The sequence below is a fragment of the Haloactinopolyspora alba genome (assembly GCF_003014555.1).
Lineage (GTDB): Bacteria > Actinomycetota > Actinomycetes > Jiangellales > Jiangellaceae > Haloactinopolyspora > Haloactinopolyspora alba.
Genome location: NZ_PYGE01000010.1, coordinates 35,823 through 49,590, shown reverse-complemented (window position 1 = coordinate 49,590; position 13,768 = coordinate 35,823). Strand labels below are relative to the sequence as shown.

The following is a 13,768-nucleotide window of genomic DNA, read 5'->3' as shown; positions in this document are numbered from 1 at the left end:
GATCATCGGCACTTTCCGGCCACATGGCCGGGAAAGTGCCGATGATCATGGGAGACGTGGCTAGCGTTCTCGTTCACCCGAGCCGGGTGACTCGGACTGTCCCGATCCGGACGCCCCGCTGGCGGACGCGGCGCGCTGCTCCTGCTCGACGATCTCCGCGGCCTCCTCGCCGAGGGAGGCCCGCACCTCGTCGACGTCCTCCTCGCGTCCCGGAGTGCGCAGGTTCCACTTGGTGATGATCCAGCGGAACAGGAAGTAGTAGATCACCGCATAGCCGAGACCGATGAGGACCAGCCACAACGGGCCCTCCGCGATCCGGTAGTTCAGTGCCCAGTCGATGAAACCGGCCGAGAACCCGAACCCGTCGCGCAGCCCCAGCGCGTTGGTCAGCGCCAGCGACGTCCCCGTGAGGACGGCATGCACGAAGTACAGCGGGTACGCCACGAACAGGAACGAGAACTCCAGCGGCTCGGTCACGCCGGTGACGAACGACGTCACCGCGGCCGACAGCATGATGCCACCGACGATCTTCTTCTGGGCCGGGCGCGCGGTGTGCCAGATGGCCAGGGCAGCCGCGGGCAGCGCGAACATCATGATCGGGAAGAATCCGGTCATGAACGTCCCGGCCGTGGGGTCGCCGTACAGGAAACGCTGGATGTCACCCTGGACGATCTCGCCCCCTGCGGTCTGGAACTCACCGAGCTGGAACCACGGGAACGAGTTCAGGATGTGGTGCAGGCCGAGCGGGATGAGCAGGCGGTTGACGAAACCGTAGAGGCCGCCGCCGATGACGTCGTTCTCGGTGACCCACTCGCCGAAGTTCGACAGCGCCCAGTCGAAGGGCTTGTAGACGAAGCTCATCGCGACCGCGATGATGATCGCGGCCACCGCCGTGATGATCGGCACGAACCGCCGCCCGCCGAAGAACGCCAGGTACGCCGGGAGCTTGATCCGGTAGTAGCGCTGCCACAGCAGGGCCGCGGTGAGCCCCATGATGATGCCACCGAGCACGCCGAAGTTGATCAGCTCCTGCTCGGCTCCCTCGGCCGGCTCGCCCAGGATGTACGGCGACATCGCCTCGGTGACGCCGTTGAACACCAGATAGCCGACGACACCGGCCAGCGCGGTCGACCCGTCGGCCTTGCGAGCGAAGCCGATCGCGACACCGAGCGCGAACAGCAGCGGCAGGTTGTCGAACAGCGCACCTCCGGCCGCGCCGACGACCTCGGACACCGGCTGCAGCCAGCGCAGCGCCTCGTACTGCGCCAACCCGGCCGGCCGGCCCTCACCGACGGTGCCCGGCTCGCCGCCGAGCATGTCGTTGGCGCCCAGCCGCAGCAGCAGCGCCGCCGCCGGCAGCACCGCGATCGGAAGCATCAGGCTGCGCCCGATCCGCTGGGCGACCGCCATCCCGGGGATGCCCCGTTTGCCGGTCGTTTCCGGTGTGCTCGCTGCGCTCATCGGTTCCCCTCACTCCTGCGCTCGACGACGACACCAGTCACTGGTTCTCTCCTCACATCCGGGCCGGGCCGGTCGCTGCGGTCCCGGCGTGCTGTGTGCGTTCCAACGTCATGTGCACCTGATAGCGGTCGGCCCGGTACCACGACGTGACGTGCTCCATCGGCCGTCCCGCGGCGTACGAGGTCTTGCGGAAGACCAGCAGGGGCGCTGCGGGCGGGACGCGCAGCAGGCGCGCCCGCAGCGGGTCGGCACCCTCGGCCCAGACCGTCTGGGCCGCCGAGTCGAGAACCCGGCCGTAGTCATGGGCGAGGATCGAGTAGACCGAACTGGTGAGGTCGCGCTCCAGCAGGCCCGGCAGCGGGGCCGCCGGAAGCCACGAGACCTCGTGCGCCATCGGCGCGCCGTCGGCCGAGCGCAGCCGCTCGACCCGGTACGCCCGGTCGGTCACGTCGAGACCCAGCGCGGCGCGCGCGGGCGGTGGCGCGGCGGTCTCGTCGGCTCCCAGGACGACGGTCGACGGCTTGTGTCCACGCCGGCGCATGTCCTCGGTGAACGACGACAGGTGCATCTGCGACTCGATACTCGCCGCGGCGACGAACGTGCCCTTCCCGCGGACGCGGTAGAGCCGGCCCTCCGACACCAGCCGCCCGATGGTCTCGCGGACCGTGGCGCGGCTGACGTCGAACCGATCGACGAGCTCGCGCTCCGACGGCACCGGCGCATCCGGGACCAGCTCACTGTCGATCATCGCGAGCAGGATGTCGCGCAGCTGCCGGTGCTTGGGCACGGGTCCGTCGACCACGCTCACGGAGGCCTCTTTCAACTGATGACAGATACTGGTCTAGATGTCTCGACCAGTCGGCTATACACTGTTGCCGCACACCGAACGTTGTCAAGGGGCAACGCCACCGCAGCGGCGACCGTTGCCGACCCGATACGAGAGCACGTGCTGTCCTTGCGCCGAACGACGCTGAAGTACCTCCAGGTCCGCGACTACCTGCGTGCGCTCGCGGGCAGCGAGCTGACCGCGGGCGACCCGGTGCCCTCGGAGCGCGCGTTGTGCGAGCGCTTCGGCGTGTCCCGCATGACGGTGCGGCAGGCGGTCGACGCGCTCGTGGTCGACGGCATCCTCGAACGGGTGCAGGGCCGCGGGACGTTCGTCGCCCCGCCGAAGGTGGACCTGCAGGTCCGGCTGGCCTCGTTCACCGAGGAGATGACCCGCCGCGGCATGACGGCCTCGGTGAAGGTGCTCGGCGCCGGCATCGTCGAGGCGGAGCCGGACATCGCCGAGGCCCTGCAGGTCGCGGTGGGCGACGACGTCATCCACCTGCACCGGCTGCGCTTCGCCGACGACGAGCCGATGGCCGTCGAGCACAGCTGGCTGCCCGCGCTGCGGCTGCCGGGCTTCCTCGACGGCGGCGTCCCGTCCAGCGTGTACGTCGACCTCGGCACCCGCGGACTGGTCCCGGACTGGGGCGAGGACACCATCGACGCGGGTGAGGCCGATCACGACGAGGCGGAGCTGCTGACCATCGGACCGGGCAAGCCCGTCCTGCGCATCACCCGGCGCGCTTTCACCGGCGACCAGGCCATCGAGTACGCGAGTGCGGCGTACCGGTCGGACCGGTACACACTGTGGGTACCGGTCTCCAGGCCCAACCCGCCTGTGGTACCCCGGAACCAGCACCCACCCGACCCGCAGGGCACGGCATGACGGCACGCGCCGTCGCGCGCGTACCCGCCCGAACCGACAGGAGCCCCGTGACCGAGACGACGATGGCCCGCGAGATCGCCGAACAACCGGAGGCGCTCGCCCGGACGATCGACTCCCTGCGCCCGCTACGCCCGGAGCTGCACGCGCTCGCGCAGGGCCGGCGCGTCGTCCTGTTCGTGGCCCGCGGGTCCTCGGACAACGCCGCGACCTACGGCCGCTACCTGCTCGAGGTCCACTCCGGCGTACCGGGCGGGCTGGCCGCACCGAGTGTCGCCACGCACTACAACGCCGACCTCGACCTTTCCGAAGCCGTGGTCGTGTCCGTGTCCCAGTCCGGCGAGACCGGCGAGATCATCGAGACGCAGGAGTGGGCGGCCGCTCGCGGCGCCCGCACCGTCGCCGTGACCAACGACGGCGACAGCGCGCTGGCGGGCGCGGCCGACCTGGCGCTGGTCACCCGCGCCGGTCGTGAGCTGGCCGTGCCGGCGACCAAGTCGTACACGACCCAGCTGGCCGCGATGGCCGTCCTCGCCGACGCGCTGTCGTCGAAACCCGGTGGCCTCGACACGGACCTCGACCGGGTTCCGGACGAGGTCCGCCGCCTCGTCGAGCGCCGCGACGGTGTCGACGAGGCCGCGACGCGGCTCGCGTCGACGCCCGAAGCCCTGGTCAGCGGCCGTGGCATCAGCTTCGGCACCGCGCTGGAGGCGGCGCTGAAACTGGAGGAGACGTGCCTGCGGCCGGTCCGCGGGCTGTCCTACGCCGACCTGCGGCACGGGCCGATCGCCGTGGTGGACGCCGAGCACGTGGCGCTGCTCGTGTCGGCCGGTGACGGGCCGATGGTGTCCGGCATGACCGACCTCGCCCACGACCTGCGCCGCCGGGGCGCCGCCGCGACCGTGGGCATCGGCGGCGACACCGACTTCGCCGCGGCGGTCGACGTCGCCGTGGCCGGGCCCGCCCTGCCCGAGCTGGTCGCGCCGCTGGCCCTCGTGGTCCCCGCCCAGCTGATCGTGGAGTCCCTGGCGCACCGCCTCGGCCTCGACCCCGACGCTCCGCGCGGGCTGTCCAAGGTGACCCAGACCGACCCCGAGAACACGTGACGCGCCGGCCGGCCGTACGGCACCGACCCAGCACACGCTGAGCACAGGAGGACGACATGGACAAGGCCGAGCAGATACTCGCCGCTCTCGGCGGGACCGACAACATCGTCGAGATCGAGCCGTGCGCCACCCGGTTGCGGACCGAGGTGCACGACTCGTCCCTGGTCGACGAGAAGGCGCTGAAGGCCGCGGGCGCGTTCGGCGTCATCGCCTCCGGGGTGACCTACCAGGTCGTCGTCGGGCCGGAGGCGGACACCATCGCCACCGACATCGAGGACCTGATGTGACTGACGCTTCCCCCGTCGACGTACTCGCCCCGGTCTCCGGACAGGTGATCGACCTCGCCGACGTCCCCGACCCGGTCTTCGCGGGCGCGTTCGTCGGGCCGGGCCTGGCGGTCGACCCACGGCGCGACGGACGGACGGTCGCGCTGGCCCCGGCCGCGGGCCGGCTCGTCAAGCTGCACCCGCACGCGTTCGTCGTCCAGACCGCCGGGGGCGCCGGCGTCCTGACCCATCTGGGCATCGACACCGTGCAGCTCGACGGCGCCGGGTTCGAGCTGCACGTCGCCGAAGGTGACGAGGTCGCCGCCGGCGCGCCGGTGGTGACGTGGGACCCCGCGGCGGTCGAGCGCGACGGCCGGTCGCCGACCGTGCCGGTGGTCGCCCTGGACGCCGCCGCCGAGGCGCTGGTCGACCGGCACGAGCCCGGCCCGATCGAGGCCGCCGGCCTGTTGTTCACGTGGACCCGATGACCGGCACCCCCTGGAGCGCGGCGCTGTTCGACCTGGACGGCACGCTGGTGGACAGCGAGCAGGCCAGCCAGGCCGCCTACGGGGCCTACTTCGCGAGCCGTGGCTGGGACGTCGCACCGGAGGTCCGCCGACAGTTCTCCGGTCGCCGCGGCAGCGACGTCTTCGCCACCCTGCCGGGGCCGTGGAGCGGCGAGGACCCGGCGATGCTCGCGGCGTCGGTGGTCATGCACCTCGACCACGACACGCACCCGCCGCGTCCGATACCCGGCGCCGCCGAATGGGTCCGGCTGCTGCACGGCATCGGCGTCCCGATCGCGCTCGTGACGTCGGCGGACCGCGCCTGGGCGGAGTACGCCCTGGGCGACCTGCTCGGAGTGCGTGACTGCTTCACCGCACTCGTCACCTCCGACGACACCGCCGTGGGCAAGCCGGACCCGGCGCCGTACGAGGCCGGCGCCGCGGCGCTGGGCACCGACCCCGGTACCGCGGTGGCCGTCGAGGACACGGTCGCCGGCATCCGCTCGGCGCTGGCGGCCGGGGTGGGTCACGTCATCGGTGTCACCTCCGGTTCCGACCGGCCGACCCTGCTGGACGGCGGCGCCCACCGCGTCGTCGCCACCCTCGCCGAACTGGGCGACGGCTAGGACTGCCGACATCCCGGGCACAGTGGACGCCACCCGGTCGGTCGCCCGGCGTCGCATGGACATGCTGCGCGCCGACGTGGCCACGGCGCTCGGCCGCTGGCTCAGGGAGCTCGAGGCGCGCCTCGCCGTCGGCGACCGCTGTCCCTGAGCGCTGCACATACGAGCACCGCGAGGGGTAACTGTACGGCCGCTGGAGCGGTGACAGCGCCCTCGCCGTCACCGCTCCAGCGAGCTGACAGCAAGAGGCCGTGCGAACAGGTATGGCTCACGGTCGTCGTGTGGGCGGGCGCCACATCGGTGGGTGGTCCAGGCCTGACGGGTGAGGCACCGGTACCAGGATGATCGTGGGACGTGCTAGTCCTCCGTGGCGAGCGTGAGCACCCGCAGCCGCCGGCCCGCGTACCAGGTGGCGGCGACGGTGGCGACGACCAGCAGCACCAGCGCCGTGCCCAGGGCGACGTCGGAGGACACCGTGCCCGGCCGGGCCACCGACTCGGTGACCGACAGCGCCCACTGCTGCACGCTCAGCGTCCGTGCCCCCGGCACGTAACCACCGATCAGGCCCTCCCAGATCAGCGCGTACGCCAGGCCGTACACGACGGCGTGCTTCGTCACCACCGCCAGCAGCAGGAAGATCGCGCTGTAGGCGACCGAGGCGACGAGCGCCGCGGCCGCGTAGCCCAGCGCGATCTGACCGGTGCCGCCGGACATGACGACCCCGGCGACGAACGTCGGCACGGTCGCGAACACCACGGTCGCGCTGACGGCGACCACCAGCTTGCTCAGCACGATCGTGGGCCGTGGCAGCGGCTTGGACAGCAGGTACACGATCGAGCCGTCGTCGATCTCCGGGCTGATCACGCCGGTCCCGACGATCAGCCCGAACAGCGGCACCAGCGCGCCGATGGCCACGGAGCCGAGGAAGTCGGCGGTGACTTCGTGGTCGACCCCGACAGTCAGACGCAGCACCGACGCCAGCGCCACCAGCACGAGCGACATCGTCAGCAGGAGCAGCACCCGACGGCCGCCGAACAGCGCGCGGCCGGTGAGCCCGACAACCGTTGCGTTCATCGTGGGTTCCTCAGCTCGTGACCAGGTAGGAGAAGACACTCTCGAGGGACTCGTCCGACGGCGACACCTCGTAGAGCCGGATGCCGGCCTCGTTGGCCACCCGCGGCAGCAGTTCGGTGAAACGCCGGAACTCCACCGCCTGCACCCGCAGCGCCTCGGCGTCGCCGTCCATCTGCACGCCGGCCGTCGAGCCGTCCGCGATCAGCGCGGACGCGAGGGCACGGTTGTCGGCCGAGCGGATGAGGTACTGGTGCGGGCGGTCGGTCATGAGCCGCCGGATCTCGCGGAAGTCGCCCGAGGCGGCGTGCCGTCCGGCGACCATGACCTCGATCTGCTGTGCCAGCTGCTCGACCTCTTCGAGGATGTGCGAGCTGAACAGCACCGTTCGCCCGGCAGCGCCCATCCGGCGCAGCAGGTCCATCAGGTGCAGCCGCTGCCGCGGGTCCATGCCGTTGAACGGCTCGTCCAGCAGCAGCACGGCCGGCTCGTGCACCAGGGCGGAGGCCATCTTGACGCGCTGGCGCATGCCCTTGGAGTACTCGCCGATCTTGCGTTCCTCGGCGTACTCCATCTCGACCGTGGCCAGCGCCCGCCGTGCCGCCGCGCCCGCGTCCCCCAGGCCGTGCAGCTCGGCGTTGGCCAGCACGAACTGCCATCCGGTCAGGAAGTCGTAGGCGGCCTCCCGCTCGGGCACGAGGCCGATGGTGCGGTAGACGTCCGGGTTCTTCCAGATGGCGGCGCCGTCCAGCGTGACGGTGCCGGTCGACGGTGGCAGGAACCCGGCGAGCATGTTGATGACGGTGGATTTGCCCGCGCCGTTCGGGCCCAGCAGGCCGGTGATGCCCGGCCCGATGGACATGGACACGTCGTTGACGGCGACGACGTTGGCGAACCAGCGCGACACGCCGTCGACCGAGAGAACCGACCCGGCGGACACGGCCGACCCGTGCGACGAGGAGCTCATGAGGCGAAGACCTTCCGGTAGCGCAGCATCAGCAGTGCCCAGCAGCCGGCGATCACACCGAACGTGGCCAGGACGAACGCCACTCCGCCGGCGGCGCCCGGTGGCCCGGCGACGGCCGACGACGACGCGCCGAGCACCCACACCTGGAACCCGTCGACCAGGGTGACCGGTGAGAACAGCCCGATCCACCCGGCGGCGGTCATGTCCCCCTCGATCTCGCCGACGATGCCCTGCAGCGAACTGACGGCGGCGAAGCTCAGCGCGAACACCGTGATGATGCCGGCCACGCCGAACCCGCGCCGCGCCGTCATGGAGGCGATGACCAGCCCGATCCCGGCGAACACCGCCGCGAAGACCAACGCCCCGACCAGCGCGAGCGCCACGTCGGCGGTGTGCTCGCCGACCGGGAACTCCGCGAGCAGCGCGCCGATGTACATGATCAGCAGCGGAATGGCGAGCAACGCGAACAGCGCGACCGTCAGCGCCGCGAACTTCGCCCCGACGTAGTCGACCCGTTCGAGCGGGCGGGAGAAGTACAGCGGGATCGTCTTGAACCGCAGGTCGCGGGAGACGCTCTGCGGCGCCTGGGCGGCCAGGAAGATCGTCAGCACACCCTGGGTCATGACCGCGTAGCGGGTGTACGGCGCCGGCAGGTCGTCGAGGCCGATGGCACCGACGTTGGCGATGACCGCGATGATGAACGCCGGCACGCACATGACGCCCAGCAGCAGCATCGGCAGCACCTTCGACCGCCCCGACCGGCCGAGACCGTACACGCCGCGCAGGCTGTGCCAGAACAGTGCCCGCGCGATCTGCTGGCGGCCGTACCGCGGGCCGTCGTAGTTGCGGTACCCGATGTCGTGGATGACGCCCGTCGGTCCGGGTTCAGGCTGCGCCGACATCGGTCCGCTCCTCTCCGAAAACCTCGACGATGTGGTGCCGACGCTGCTCCAGCCTGATCAACCCGACCCCGAGCCGCGCGACGGCGCTGCGGATGACGTCGTAGTCGGCGTCGCCGGTCAGGGTGACGAGGATGTGGCGGCCGTCCCGGTCGGCGGTGAGCCCGGCCTCGGCCAGCGCCGCGACGACGTCGTCGGAACGGTCGGTGACCTCGACGACGAGCGCCTGGCTGTTCCGGGTGAAGTCGGTCGTCGACGACGAGCGCAGCAGCTGGCCGCCGTCGATGACGACGACGTGGTCGCTGATCCGCTCGAGCTCGCCGAGCAGGTGTGACGTCACCAGCACGGAGATGCCGAAGTCGGTGTGCACCCGCCGGATCAGCGCCAGCATCTCGTCCCGGCCGACCGGGTCGAGACCGTTGGTCGGTTCGTCGAGCATGACGATGGTCGGGTCGTGCACCAGCGCCTGGGCCAGTTTGACCCGCTGTTTCATGCCGGTCGAGTACCCCCCGATGGGCCGGTATCGCTCCTCGTAGAGCCCGACGTGCCGCAGCGTGTCGGCGGTGCGCTCACGCGCGGCGTCGGCGGGCAGTCCGGACATGCGCGCCATGTGCACGACGAACTCGGTGGCCGAGACGTCGCCGGGCAGGCAGTCGTGCTCGGGCATGTACCCCACCTGGGCCCGGATGTCCGGGCCGTTGGTGACGACGTCGGACCCGAGCACGCTCGCACGGCCGGACGTGGCCGGCGCGATGCCGAGCAGAATCTTGATCAGTGTCGACTTGCCCGCGCCGTTGGCGCCGACCAGGCCGACGACACCGGCGTCGATGTCGACCGTGAGCCGGTCCAGCGCCGTCACGCCGGGAAAGCGCTTGGTGAGCTCGTCGGTTCGGATGACAGGCACGGCGACGACGGTACCGCCGACACGTCGGCTCGAGCGTCGACCCGCCGGACGACATCTCCCGGATACTCAGGTCGGGGTTAACCCTCAGACCCGGTCGGCGACACGGCGGGCGGCGATCTGCACCGGGTCCCACACCGGCGAGAACGGCGGCGCGTAGGACAGGTCGGTCATCGCGAGATCGCCGACGGCCATCTCGTTCCACAGCGCCAGCGCGCACACGTCGATGCGTTTGGCCGAACCCGCGCGGCCGACGATCTGCGCGCCGAGCAGCCGTCCGGTGGACCGCTCGGCGAGCATCTTCACCGTCATCGGCGCCGCACCGGGGAAGTACCCGGCCGTGGTGGTCGACTCGGTGGTGACGGCGACGGCGTCGAAACCGGCGGCCGCCGCGTCCGCCTCGCCCAGACCGGTCCGGGCGATCTCGAGGTCGCACACCTTGCTGATGGCGGTGCGCACGACGCCGGGGAACCGGTCGTCGCCGCCGCCGAGGTTCGTCCCCAGCACACGCCCCTGCTTGTTGGCGTGCGTGCCCAGCGGCACGTGCACCCACGTCCCGGACACCCGGTCGTACGACTCGACGCAGTCTCCCGCCGACCAGACACCGTCGTGGCCGGGCACCCGCAGCCCGTCGTCCACCCGCACCCCGCCGGACTTGCCGAGCGGCAGCCCCGCCTCGCGGGCGAGTGAGGTGGCGGGACGGACCCCGGTTCCCAGCACGACGATGTCGGCGTCGAACGTCCCCGCGTCGGTCACGACGGCGCGGACGCCACCGTCGCCCCTGGTCTCGAACCGTTCGACGCGTGCCCCGGTGACCACGCCGATGCCCATGCCCTCCATCGCGTCGTGCACCAGCCGGCCGAGATCCGGGTCGAGCGTGGTCATCGGTTCCGGCGCTTGGTCCACGACGGTGACGGCGAGCCCGCGGCGGGTGAGCGCCTCGGCCATCTCGACGCCGATGTAGCCGGCTCCGACGACGACGGCCCGCCGCGGGCGCGTCCCCAGCCGGCGGATCACCGCATCGCCGTCGTCGAGCGTCTGCACACCGAACACGCCGGCCGCGTCGGCACCGGGGACGTCCGGAGCCACCGGGGCCGCGCCGGTCGCGAGCACCAGCTGATCGAACCCCAGCCGTTCGCGCCCGCCGCCGTCGTGGTCGACGACCTCGACCCACCGGCCGTCGAGGTCGACCGCGACCGCCTCGGTGAGCATCCGCACGTCGATACCGTTGCGGCGGTGCTCGTCGGGCGCGCGGGCGACCAGGCCCTCCGGTCCGTCGACGTCTCCGGCGACCCAGTACGGAATGCCGCACGCGGAGTACGACGTCCAGTGCCCCCGGTCGAGGGCGACGACCTCCAGCTCGCGTCCGGATGATCCCGCGACACGGATCGCCTGCGACGCCGCGCTCATCCCGGCGGCGTCGCCGCCCACCACCACGACACGCTCAGCCATGCCGGTCACCCTCGCACGTCCTTCCGACAGTCACCGCACCGACTGGCCGAACACGTGCCGCCGCACCCAGGCGTGCATGGCGATCGCCGCTGCCGCACCGGCGTTGATCGAACGGGTCGAGCCGAACTGCGCGATGGACAGCACGTCGTCGACATAGTCGCGGGCACCGTCGGACAACCCGGGGCCCTCCTGGCCGAACAGCAGGACGCACGCGCGCGGCAGGTCGAACGTCTCGAGCGGCACCGCGCCCGGCAGGTTGTCGATGCCCAGCACCCGGAGCCCGCTGCCGTGCGCCCACGCCGTCAGCGACGCCAGGTCCGGATGGTGGCGGATGTGCTGGTACCGGTCGGTGACCATGGCTCCGCGCCGGTTCCAGCGGCGGCGGCCCACGATGTGCACCTCGGCGGCCAGGAACGCGTTGGCCGTACGGACCACCGACCCGATGTTGAAGTCGTGCTGCCAGTTCTCGACCGCCACATGGAACGGGTACCGGCGAGCGTCCAGATCGGCGACGATCGCGTCGTTGGTCCAGTAGCGGTACCCGTCGGTGACGTTGCGGCGGTCACCGTGCTTCAGCAGCTCGGGGTCGTAGCGGTCGTCGTCCGGCCAGGGGCCCTCCCACGGGCCGACGCCCGGCGCCTGCGGCGTGGACGGCGAAGCCGCGCCGTTCACGTCGCTGTCGACGCCGGCGTCGCTGTCGTCGGGCTGGTCAGTGTCGGCGGTCACGGCCACCAACCTAGCGCCCGCCTCCGCCGGAGCGTGATCGTCCGGGGCAGGAGCTCGCGTCACCTGATCGCGATTTCGTCACCTGATCACCGCTGTGTGAACGAGCAGGTGACGCGAGCGCCGGGTACAGGGCACGGGGGTCACCTGATCGCGTCTCATCATGTGGATGCGGAACGATCAGGTGACAGTAGAGGCCGGATGCGGGCGACTTCGTCACCTGATCGTCGGCCGACCAGCCCCTGGTGACGGGTGACGGCGACGCCGACGGCGGTGCCGGCGCCCGCAGCAGAAGATGACACGCCCCGACGTGGGCCGCAGAAGACGTAAGGACTGACCGTGCGCTGGCCGCTGGCGCAGGAGTCGACGGATCGACAGCGCCGTGGCGACAGAAGACCGCTGCCGATCACGCGGGAAGGCTGTCCATCGATCACGCGGGGAAGCTGTCCGCACCGACCCTGTCGGAGGCGGCCTCTAGCGTGACCGGCATGTCCGAGACCGAAGATGTCATCACCAGGTTCTGGGCCACCGCGGAGGCGCGCGACTGGGCCGGTTTCGCCGCCACCCTGGCCGAGGACGTCGTCTACACCATGCCGCAGACCCGAGAACGAGTCCGGGGCCGGGACGCCTACGTGCGGTTCAACGCCGAGTACCCGGGCGACTGGCACCTCACCGTCCAGCGCCTCGTCGCCGCCGGCGACGAGGCCGCCACCTGGCTGGACTTCCGGGTCGGCAATGAGCGGATGGTCGGCATCACCTTCTTCCGCCTCGACGCCGACGGGCTGACCAGTGAGGTCACCGACGCCTGGCCGGAGCCGTACCAGCCGCCCGCCAACCGGGCGCACCTCGCCGAGAGGTACTGACCGGCGCTCACAGCCCCAGGTCGTCCTTGCCGAACGCGGCCCGGTACTGCAGCCCGGCGGTCTCGACCTGCTGCCGTGCGCCGGTGTCGCGGTCCACGATGACCGCCACCGCGACCACCTCCGCGCCGGCGTCGCGCAGCGCCTCGACGGCCGTCAGAACGCTGCCGCCGGTCGTCGAGGTGTCCTCGACCGCCAGCACCCGGCGTCCCGTCACGTCCGGTCCCTCGATCCGTCGGCGCAGGCCGTGCTGTTTCTCGTCCTTGCGGACGACGAACGCGTCCAGCTGCCGTCCGCGTGCGTGCGCGGCGTGCAGCATGGCGGTCGCCACCGGGTCGGCGCCGAGGGTCAGCCCGCCCACTGCGTCGACGTCGAGCTCGGCGGCCAGGTCGAGCATCACCGTGCCCACCAACGGCGCCGCGGCGGCGTCCAGTGTGATGCGGCGCATGTCGATGTAGTAGTCCGCCTCCCGTCCGGAGGACAGCACCACGCGCTCGCGCACGACGGCCTTGTCGATGATCTGGTGTCGGAGTTCGTCCCAGGCGTTCACGGCAGACGAGCGTACGGCAGGCTGAGAGCGATGAAACCCGGCGCTCTCGTTCTCGTGTCCGGCCCGCTGGACCGCGCCGATCACTGGCAGCAGGCCGGGGTCGAGCTCGGTGACCACGACGTGGTGACCCCACCGTCGACCGCCGACGGTCCGCCGTACGCGGTGGCCTGGATCGCCTCGCTCGCCCGGCCCCTGCACGCCCGGCGGATGCGAGACCCGCTGGTCCTGATCGGGCACGGCACGGCCGGGCCGCTGCTGCCGGCGCTGGCGCGCACCCAGCGTGCGGGCGGTCGCGGCGTCGGCGGGTACGTGTTCGTGGACGCTGCACTGCCGCGGCCGGGCGCGCCGTCGTTTCTGGACCTGCTGCGCGCCGCCGACGCCGATGTCGCCGAGAGCGCGCACGAGGCGCTGCACGCCCCGGGCGCCGGCTGGCCCCCGGACGCGCCGCGCCCACGCGGGCACGACTTCTGGACGGAGCCGTTGCCGGCGGCGCCGGACTGGCCGGACGCACCGTGCGCCTACGTCCGCACCGGCTCCGAGGTTCCCGGCACCGGGCCGACGTCGTTCTGGGCCCGCTCGGCGCACTCGCGCGGCTGGCGGGTACTGGAGGGAGCCGACCTCAGCACGCTCCTGGCCGACGCGGTCGACGCGCTCCCGGGTTGACGGACGAAG

17 protein-coding genes are annotated in these 13,768 nt (G+C 71.8%); 8 read left to right on the top strand and 9 right to left on the bottom strand.

The features are described 5' to 3' along the window. Positions 1-60: 60 nt before the first annotated feature. Positions 61-1,461, bottom strand: coding sequence for a PTS transporter subunit EIIC (locus tag CLV30_RS14465; protein ID WP_106537933.1), 1,401 nt, complete (start codon positions 1,459-1,461; stop codon positions 61-63). 52 nt (positions 1,462-1,513) lie between these two features. After that, complete coding sequence (locus CLV30_RS14460; RefSeq protein WP_240723324.1) at positions 1,514-2,269, bottom strand: GntR family transcriptional regulator; 756 nt, start codon at positions 2,267-2,269, stop codon at positions 1,514-1,516. Between the two features lie 162 nt (positions 2,270-2,431). Here CLV30_RS14460 and CLV30_RS14455 point away from each other — a divergent pair, with 162 nt between their 5' ends. From CLV30_RS14455 to CLV30_RS27570, 6 genes are all read left to right on the top strand, one after another. Next, positions 2,432-3,175, top strand: a complete 744-nt coding sequence (locus tag CLV30_RS14455; RefSeq protein WP_106538045.1) for a GntR family transcriptional regulator — start codon at positions 2,432-2,434, stop codon at positions 3,173-3,175. Between the two features lie 62 nt (positions 3,176-3,237). After that, entirely contained in the window at positions 3,238-4,278 is a 1,041-nt protein-coding gene (locus CLV30_RS14450) for an SIS domain-containing protein (RefSeq protein WP_106538044.1), read from the top strand. Between the two features lie 56 nt (positions 4,279-4,334). Further along, positions 4,335-4,565, top strand: coding sequence for a PTS sugar transporter subunit IIB (locus CLV30_RS14445; RefSeq protein WP_106537932.1), 231 nt, complete (start codon positions 4,335-4,337; stop codon positions 4,563-4,565). Then, positions 4,562-5,032: a PTS sugar transporter subunit IIA gene (locus CLV30_RS14440; RefSeq protein ID WP_106537931.1), complete on the top strand. Its 471-nt coding sequence runs from the start codon at positions 4,562-4,564 to the stop codon at positions 5,030-5,032. Before CLV30_RS14445 ends, CLV30_RS14440 begins: the two co-directional genes overlap by 4 nt. Continuing rightward, positions 5,029-5,676 (top strand): HAD family hydrolase, encoded by a 648-nt coding sequence (locus CLV30_RS14435; RefSeq protein WP_129711049.1) that lies wholly within the window; start codon positions 5,029-5,031, stop codon positions 5,674-5,676. Before CLV30_RS14440 ends, CLV30_RS14435 begins: the two co-directional genes overlap by 4 nt. A 22-nt stretch (positions 5,677-5,698) precedes the next feature. Then, complete coding sequence (locus tag CLV30_RS27570) at positions 5,699-5,824, top strand: hypothetical protein (protein WP_276320012.1); 126 nt, start codon at positions 5,699-5,701, stop codon at positions 5,822-5,824. A 206-nt stretch (positions 5,825-6,030) separates the two neighbouring features. Here CLV30_RS27570 and CLV30_RS14430 read toward each other — a convergent pair whose 3' ends face one another. The 6 genes from CLV30_RS14430 to CLV30_RS14405 all read right to left on the bottom strand — a co-directional run bounded on the left by CLV30_RS14430 (position 6,031) and on the right by CLV30_RS14405 (position 11,635). Then, the gene (locus CLV30_RS14430; RefSeq protein ID WP_106537929.1) at positions 6,031-6,747 is read right to left on the bottom strand and encodes an ABC transporter permease; all 717 of its coding nucleotides are present in this window, start codon (positions 6,745-6,747) and stop codon (positions 6,031-6,033) included. A 10-nt stretch (positions 6,748-6,757) separates the two neighbouring features. Continuing rightward, on the bottom strand, positions 6,758-7,711 hold the full coding sequence (locus CLV30_RS14425; protein WP_106537928.1) for an ABC transporter ATP-binding protein: 954 nt from the start codon (positions 7,709-7,711) through the stop codon (positions 6,758-6,760). Further along, positions 7,708-8,613, bottom strand: a complete 906-nt coding sequence (locus CLV30_RS14420; RefSeq protein ID WP_106537927.1) for an ABC transporter permease — start codon at positions 8,611-8,613, stop codon at positions 7,708-7,710. The genes CLV30_RS14425 and CLV30_RS14420 overlap by 4 nt, the downstream gene beginning before the upstream one ends. Continuing rightward, entirely contained in the window at positions 8,597-9,514 is a 918-nt protein-coding gene (locus CLV30_RS14415) for an ABC transporter ATP-binding protein (RefSeq protein ID WP_205740932.1), read from the bottom strand. The genes CLV30_RS14420 and CLV30_RS14415 overlap by 17 nt, the downstream gene beginning before the upstream one ends. 84 nt (positions 9,515-9,598) lie before the next feature. After that, a complete protein-coding gene (locus CLV30_RS14410) occupies positions 9,599-10,963 on the bottom strand; it encodes an FAD-dependent oxidoreductase (RefSeq protein WP_106538042.1) in 1,365 nt (454 codons plus the stop codon). Positions 10,964-10,993: 30 nt separating this feature from the next. Beyond that, entirely contained in the window at positions 10,994-11,635 is a 642-nt protein-coding gene (locus CLV30_RS14405) for a TrmH family RNA methyltransferase (RefSeq protein ID WP_106538041.1), read from the bottom strand. Between the two features lie 539 nt (positions 11,636-12,174). On the opposite strand from CLV30_RS14405, the gene CLV30_RS14400 reads away from it, so the two are divergent. Continuing rightward, complete coding sequence (locus CLV30_RS14400) at positions 12,175-12,549, top strand: nuclear transport factor 2 family protein (protein ID WP_106538040.1); 375 nt, start codon at positions 12,175-12,177, stop codon at positions 12,547-12,549. A 7-nt stretch (positions 12,550-12,556) separates the two neighbouring features. Here the strand turns inward: CLV30_RS14400 and pyrE are convergent, their stop codons facing one another. Then, positions 12,557-13,096 (bottom strand): orotate phosphoribosyltransferase, encoded by a 540-nt coding sequence (gene pyrE, locus CLV30_RS14395; protein ID WP_106537926.1) that lies wholly within the window; start codon positions 13,094-13,096, stop codon positions 12,557-12,559. Positions 13,097-13,126: 30 nt separating this feature from the next. On the opposite strand from pyrE, the gene CLV30_RS14390 reads away from it, so the two are divergent. Then, complete coding sequence (locus CLV30_RS14390) at positions 13,127-13,759, top strand: hypothetical protein (protein WP_106537925.1); 633 nt, start codon at positions 13,127-13,129, stop codon at positions 13,757-13,759. Positions 13,760-13,768: the final 9 nt, after the last annotated feature.

Excerpts from the sequence above, each read along its gene's own strand:
- CLV30_RS14465 (WP_106537933.1), bottom strand. The coding sequence starts at position 1,461 with ATGAGCGCAGCGAGCACACCGGAAACGACCGGCAAACGGGGCATCCCC.
- CLV30_RS14450 (WP_106538044.1), top strand. The coding sequence starts at position 3,238 with ATGGCCCGCGAGATCGCCGAACAACCGGAGGCGCTCGCCCGGACGATC.
- CLV30_RS14445 (WP_106537932.1), top strand. The coding sequence starts at position 4,335 with ATGGACAAGGCCGAGCAGATACTCGCCGCTCTCGGCGGGACCGACAAC.
- CLV30_RS14435 (WP_129711049.1), top strand. The coding sequence starts at position 5,029 with ATGACCGGCACCCCCTGGAGCGCGGCGCTGTTCGACCTGGACGGCACG.
- CLV30_RS14430 (WP_106537929.1), bottom strand. The coding sequence starts at position 6,747 with ATGAACGCAACGGTTGTCGGGCTCACCGGCCGCGCGCTGTTCGGCGGC.
- CLV30_RS14425 (WP_106537928.1), bottom strand. The coding sequence starts at position 7,711 with ATGAGCTCCTCGTCGCACGGGTCGGCCGTGTCCGCCGGGTCGGTTCTC.
- CLV30_RS14420 (WP_106537927.1), bottom strand. The coding sequence starts at position 8,613 with ATGTCGGCGCAGCCTGAACCCGGACCGACGGGCGTCATCCACGACATC.
- CLV30_RS14410 (WP_106538042.1), bottom strand. The coding sequence starts at position 10,963 with ATGGCTGAGCGTGTCGTGGTGGTGGGCGGCGACGCCGCCGGGATGAGC.
- CLV30_RS14400 (WP_106538040.1), top strand. The coding sequence starts at position 12,175 with ATGTCCGAGACCGAAGATGTCATCACCAGGTTCTGGGCCACCGCGGAG.
- CLV30_RS14390 (WP_106537925.1), top strand. The coding sequence starts at position 13,127 with ATGAAACCCGGCGCTCTCGTTCTCGTGTCCGGCCCGCTGGACCGCGCC.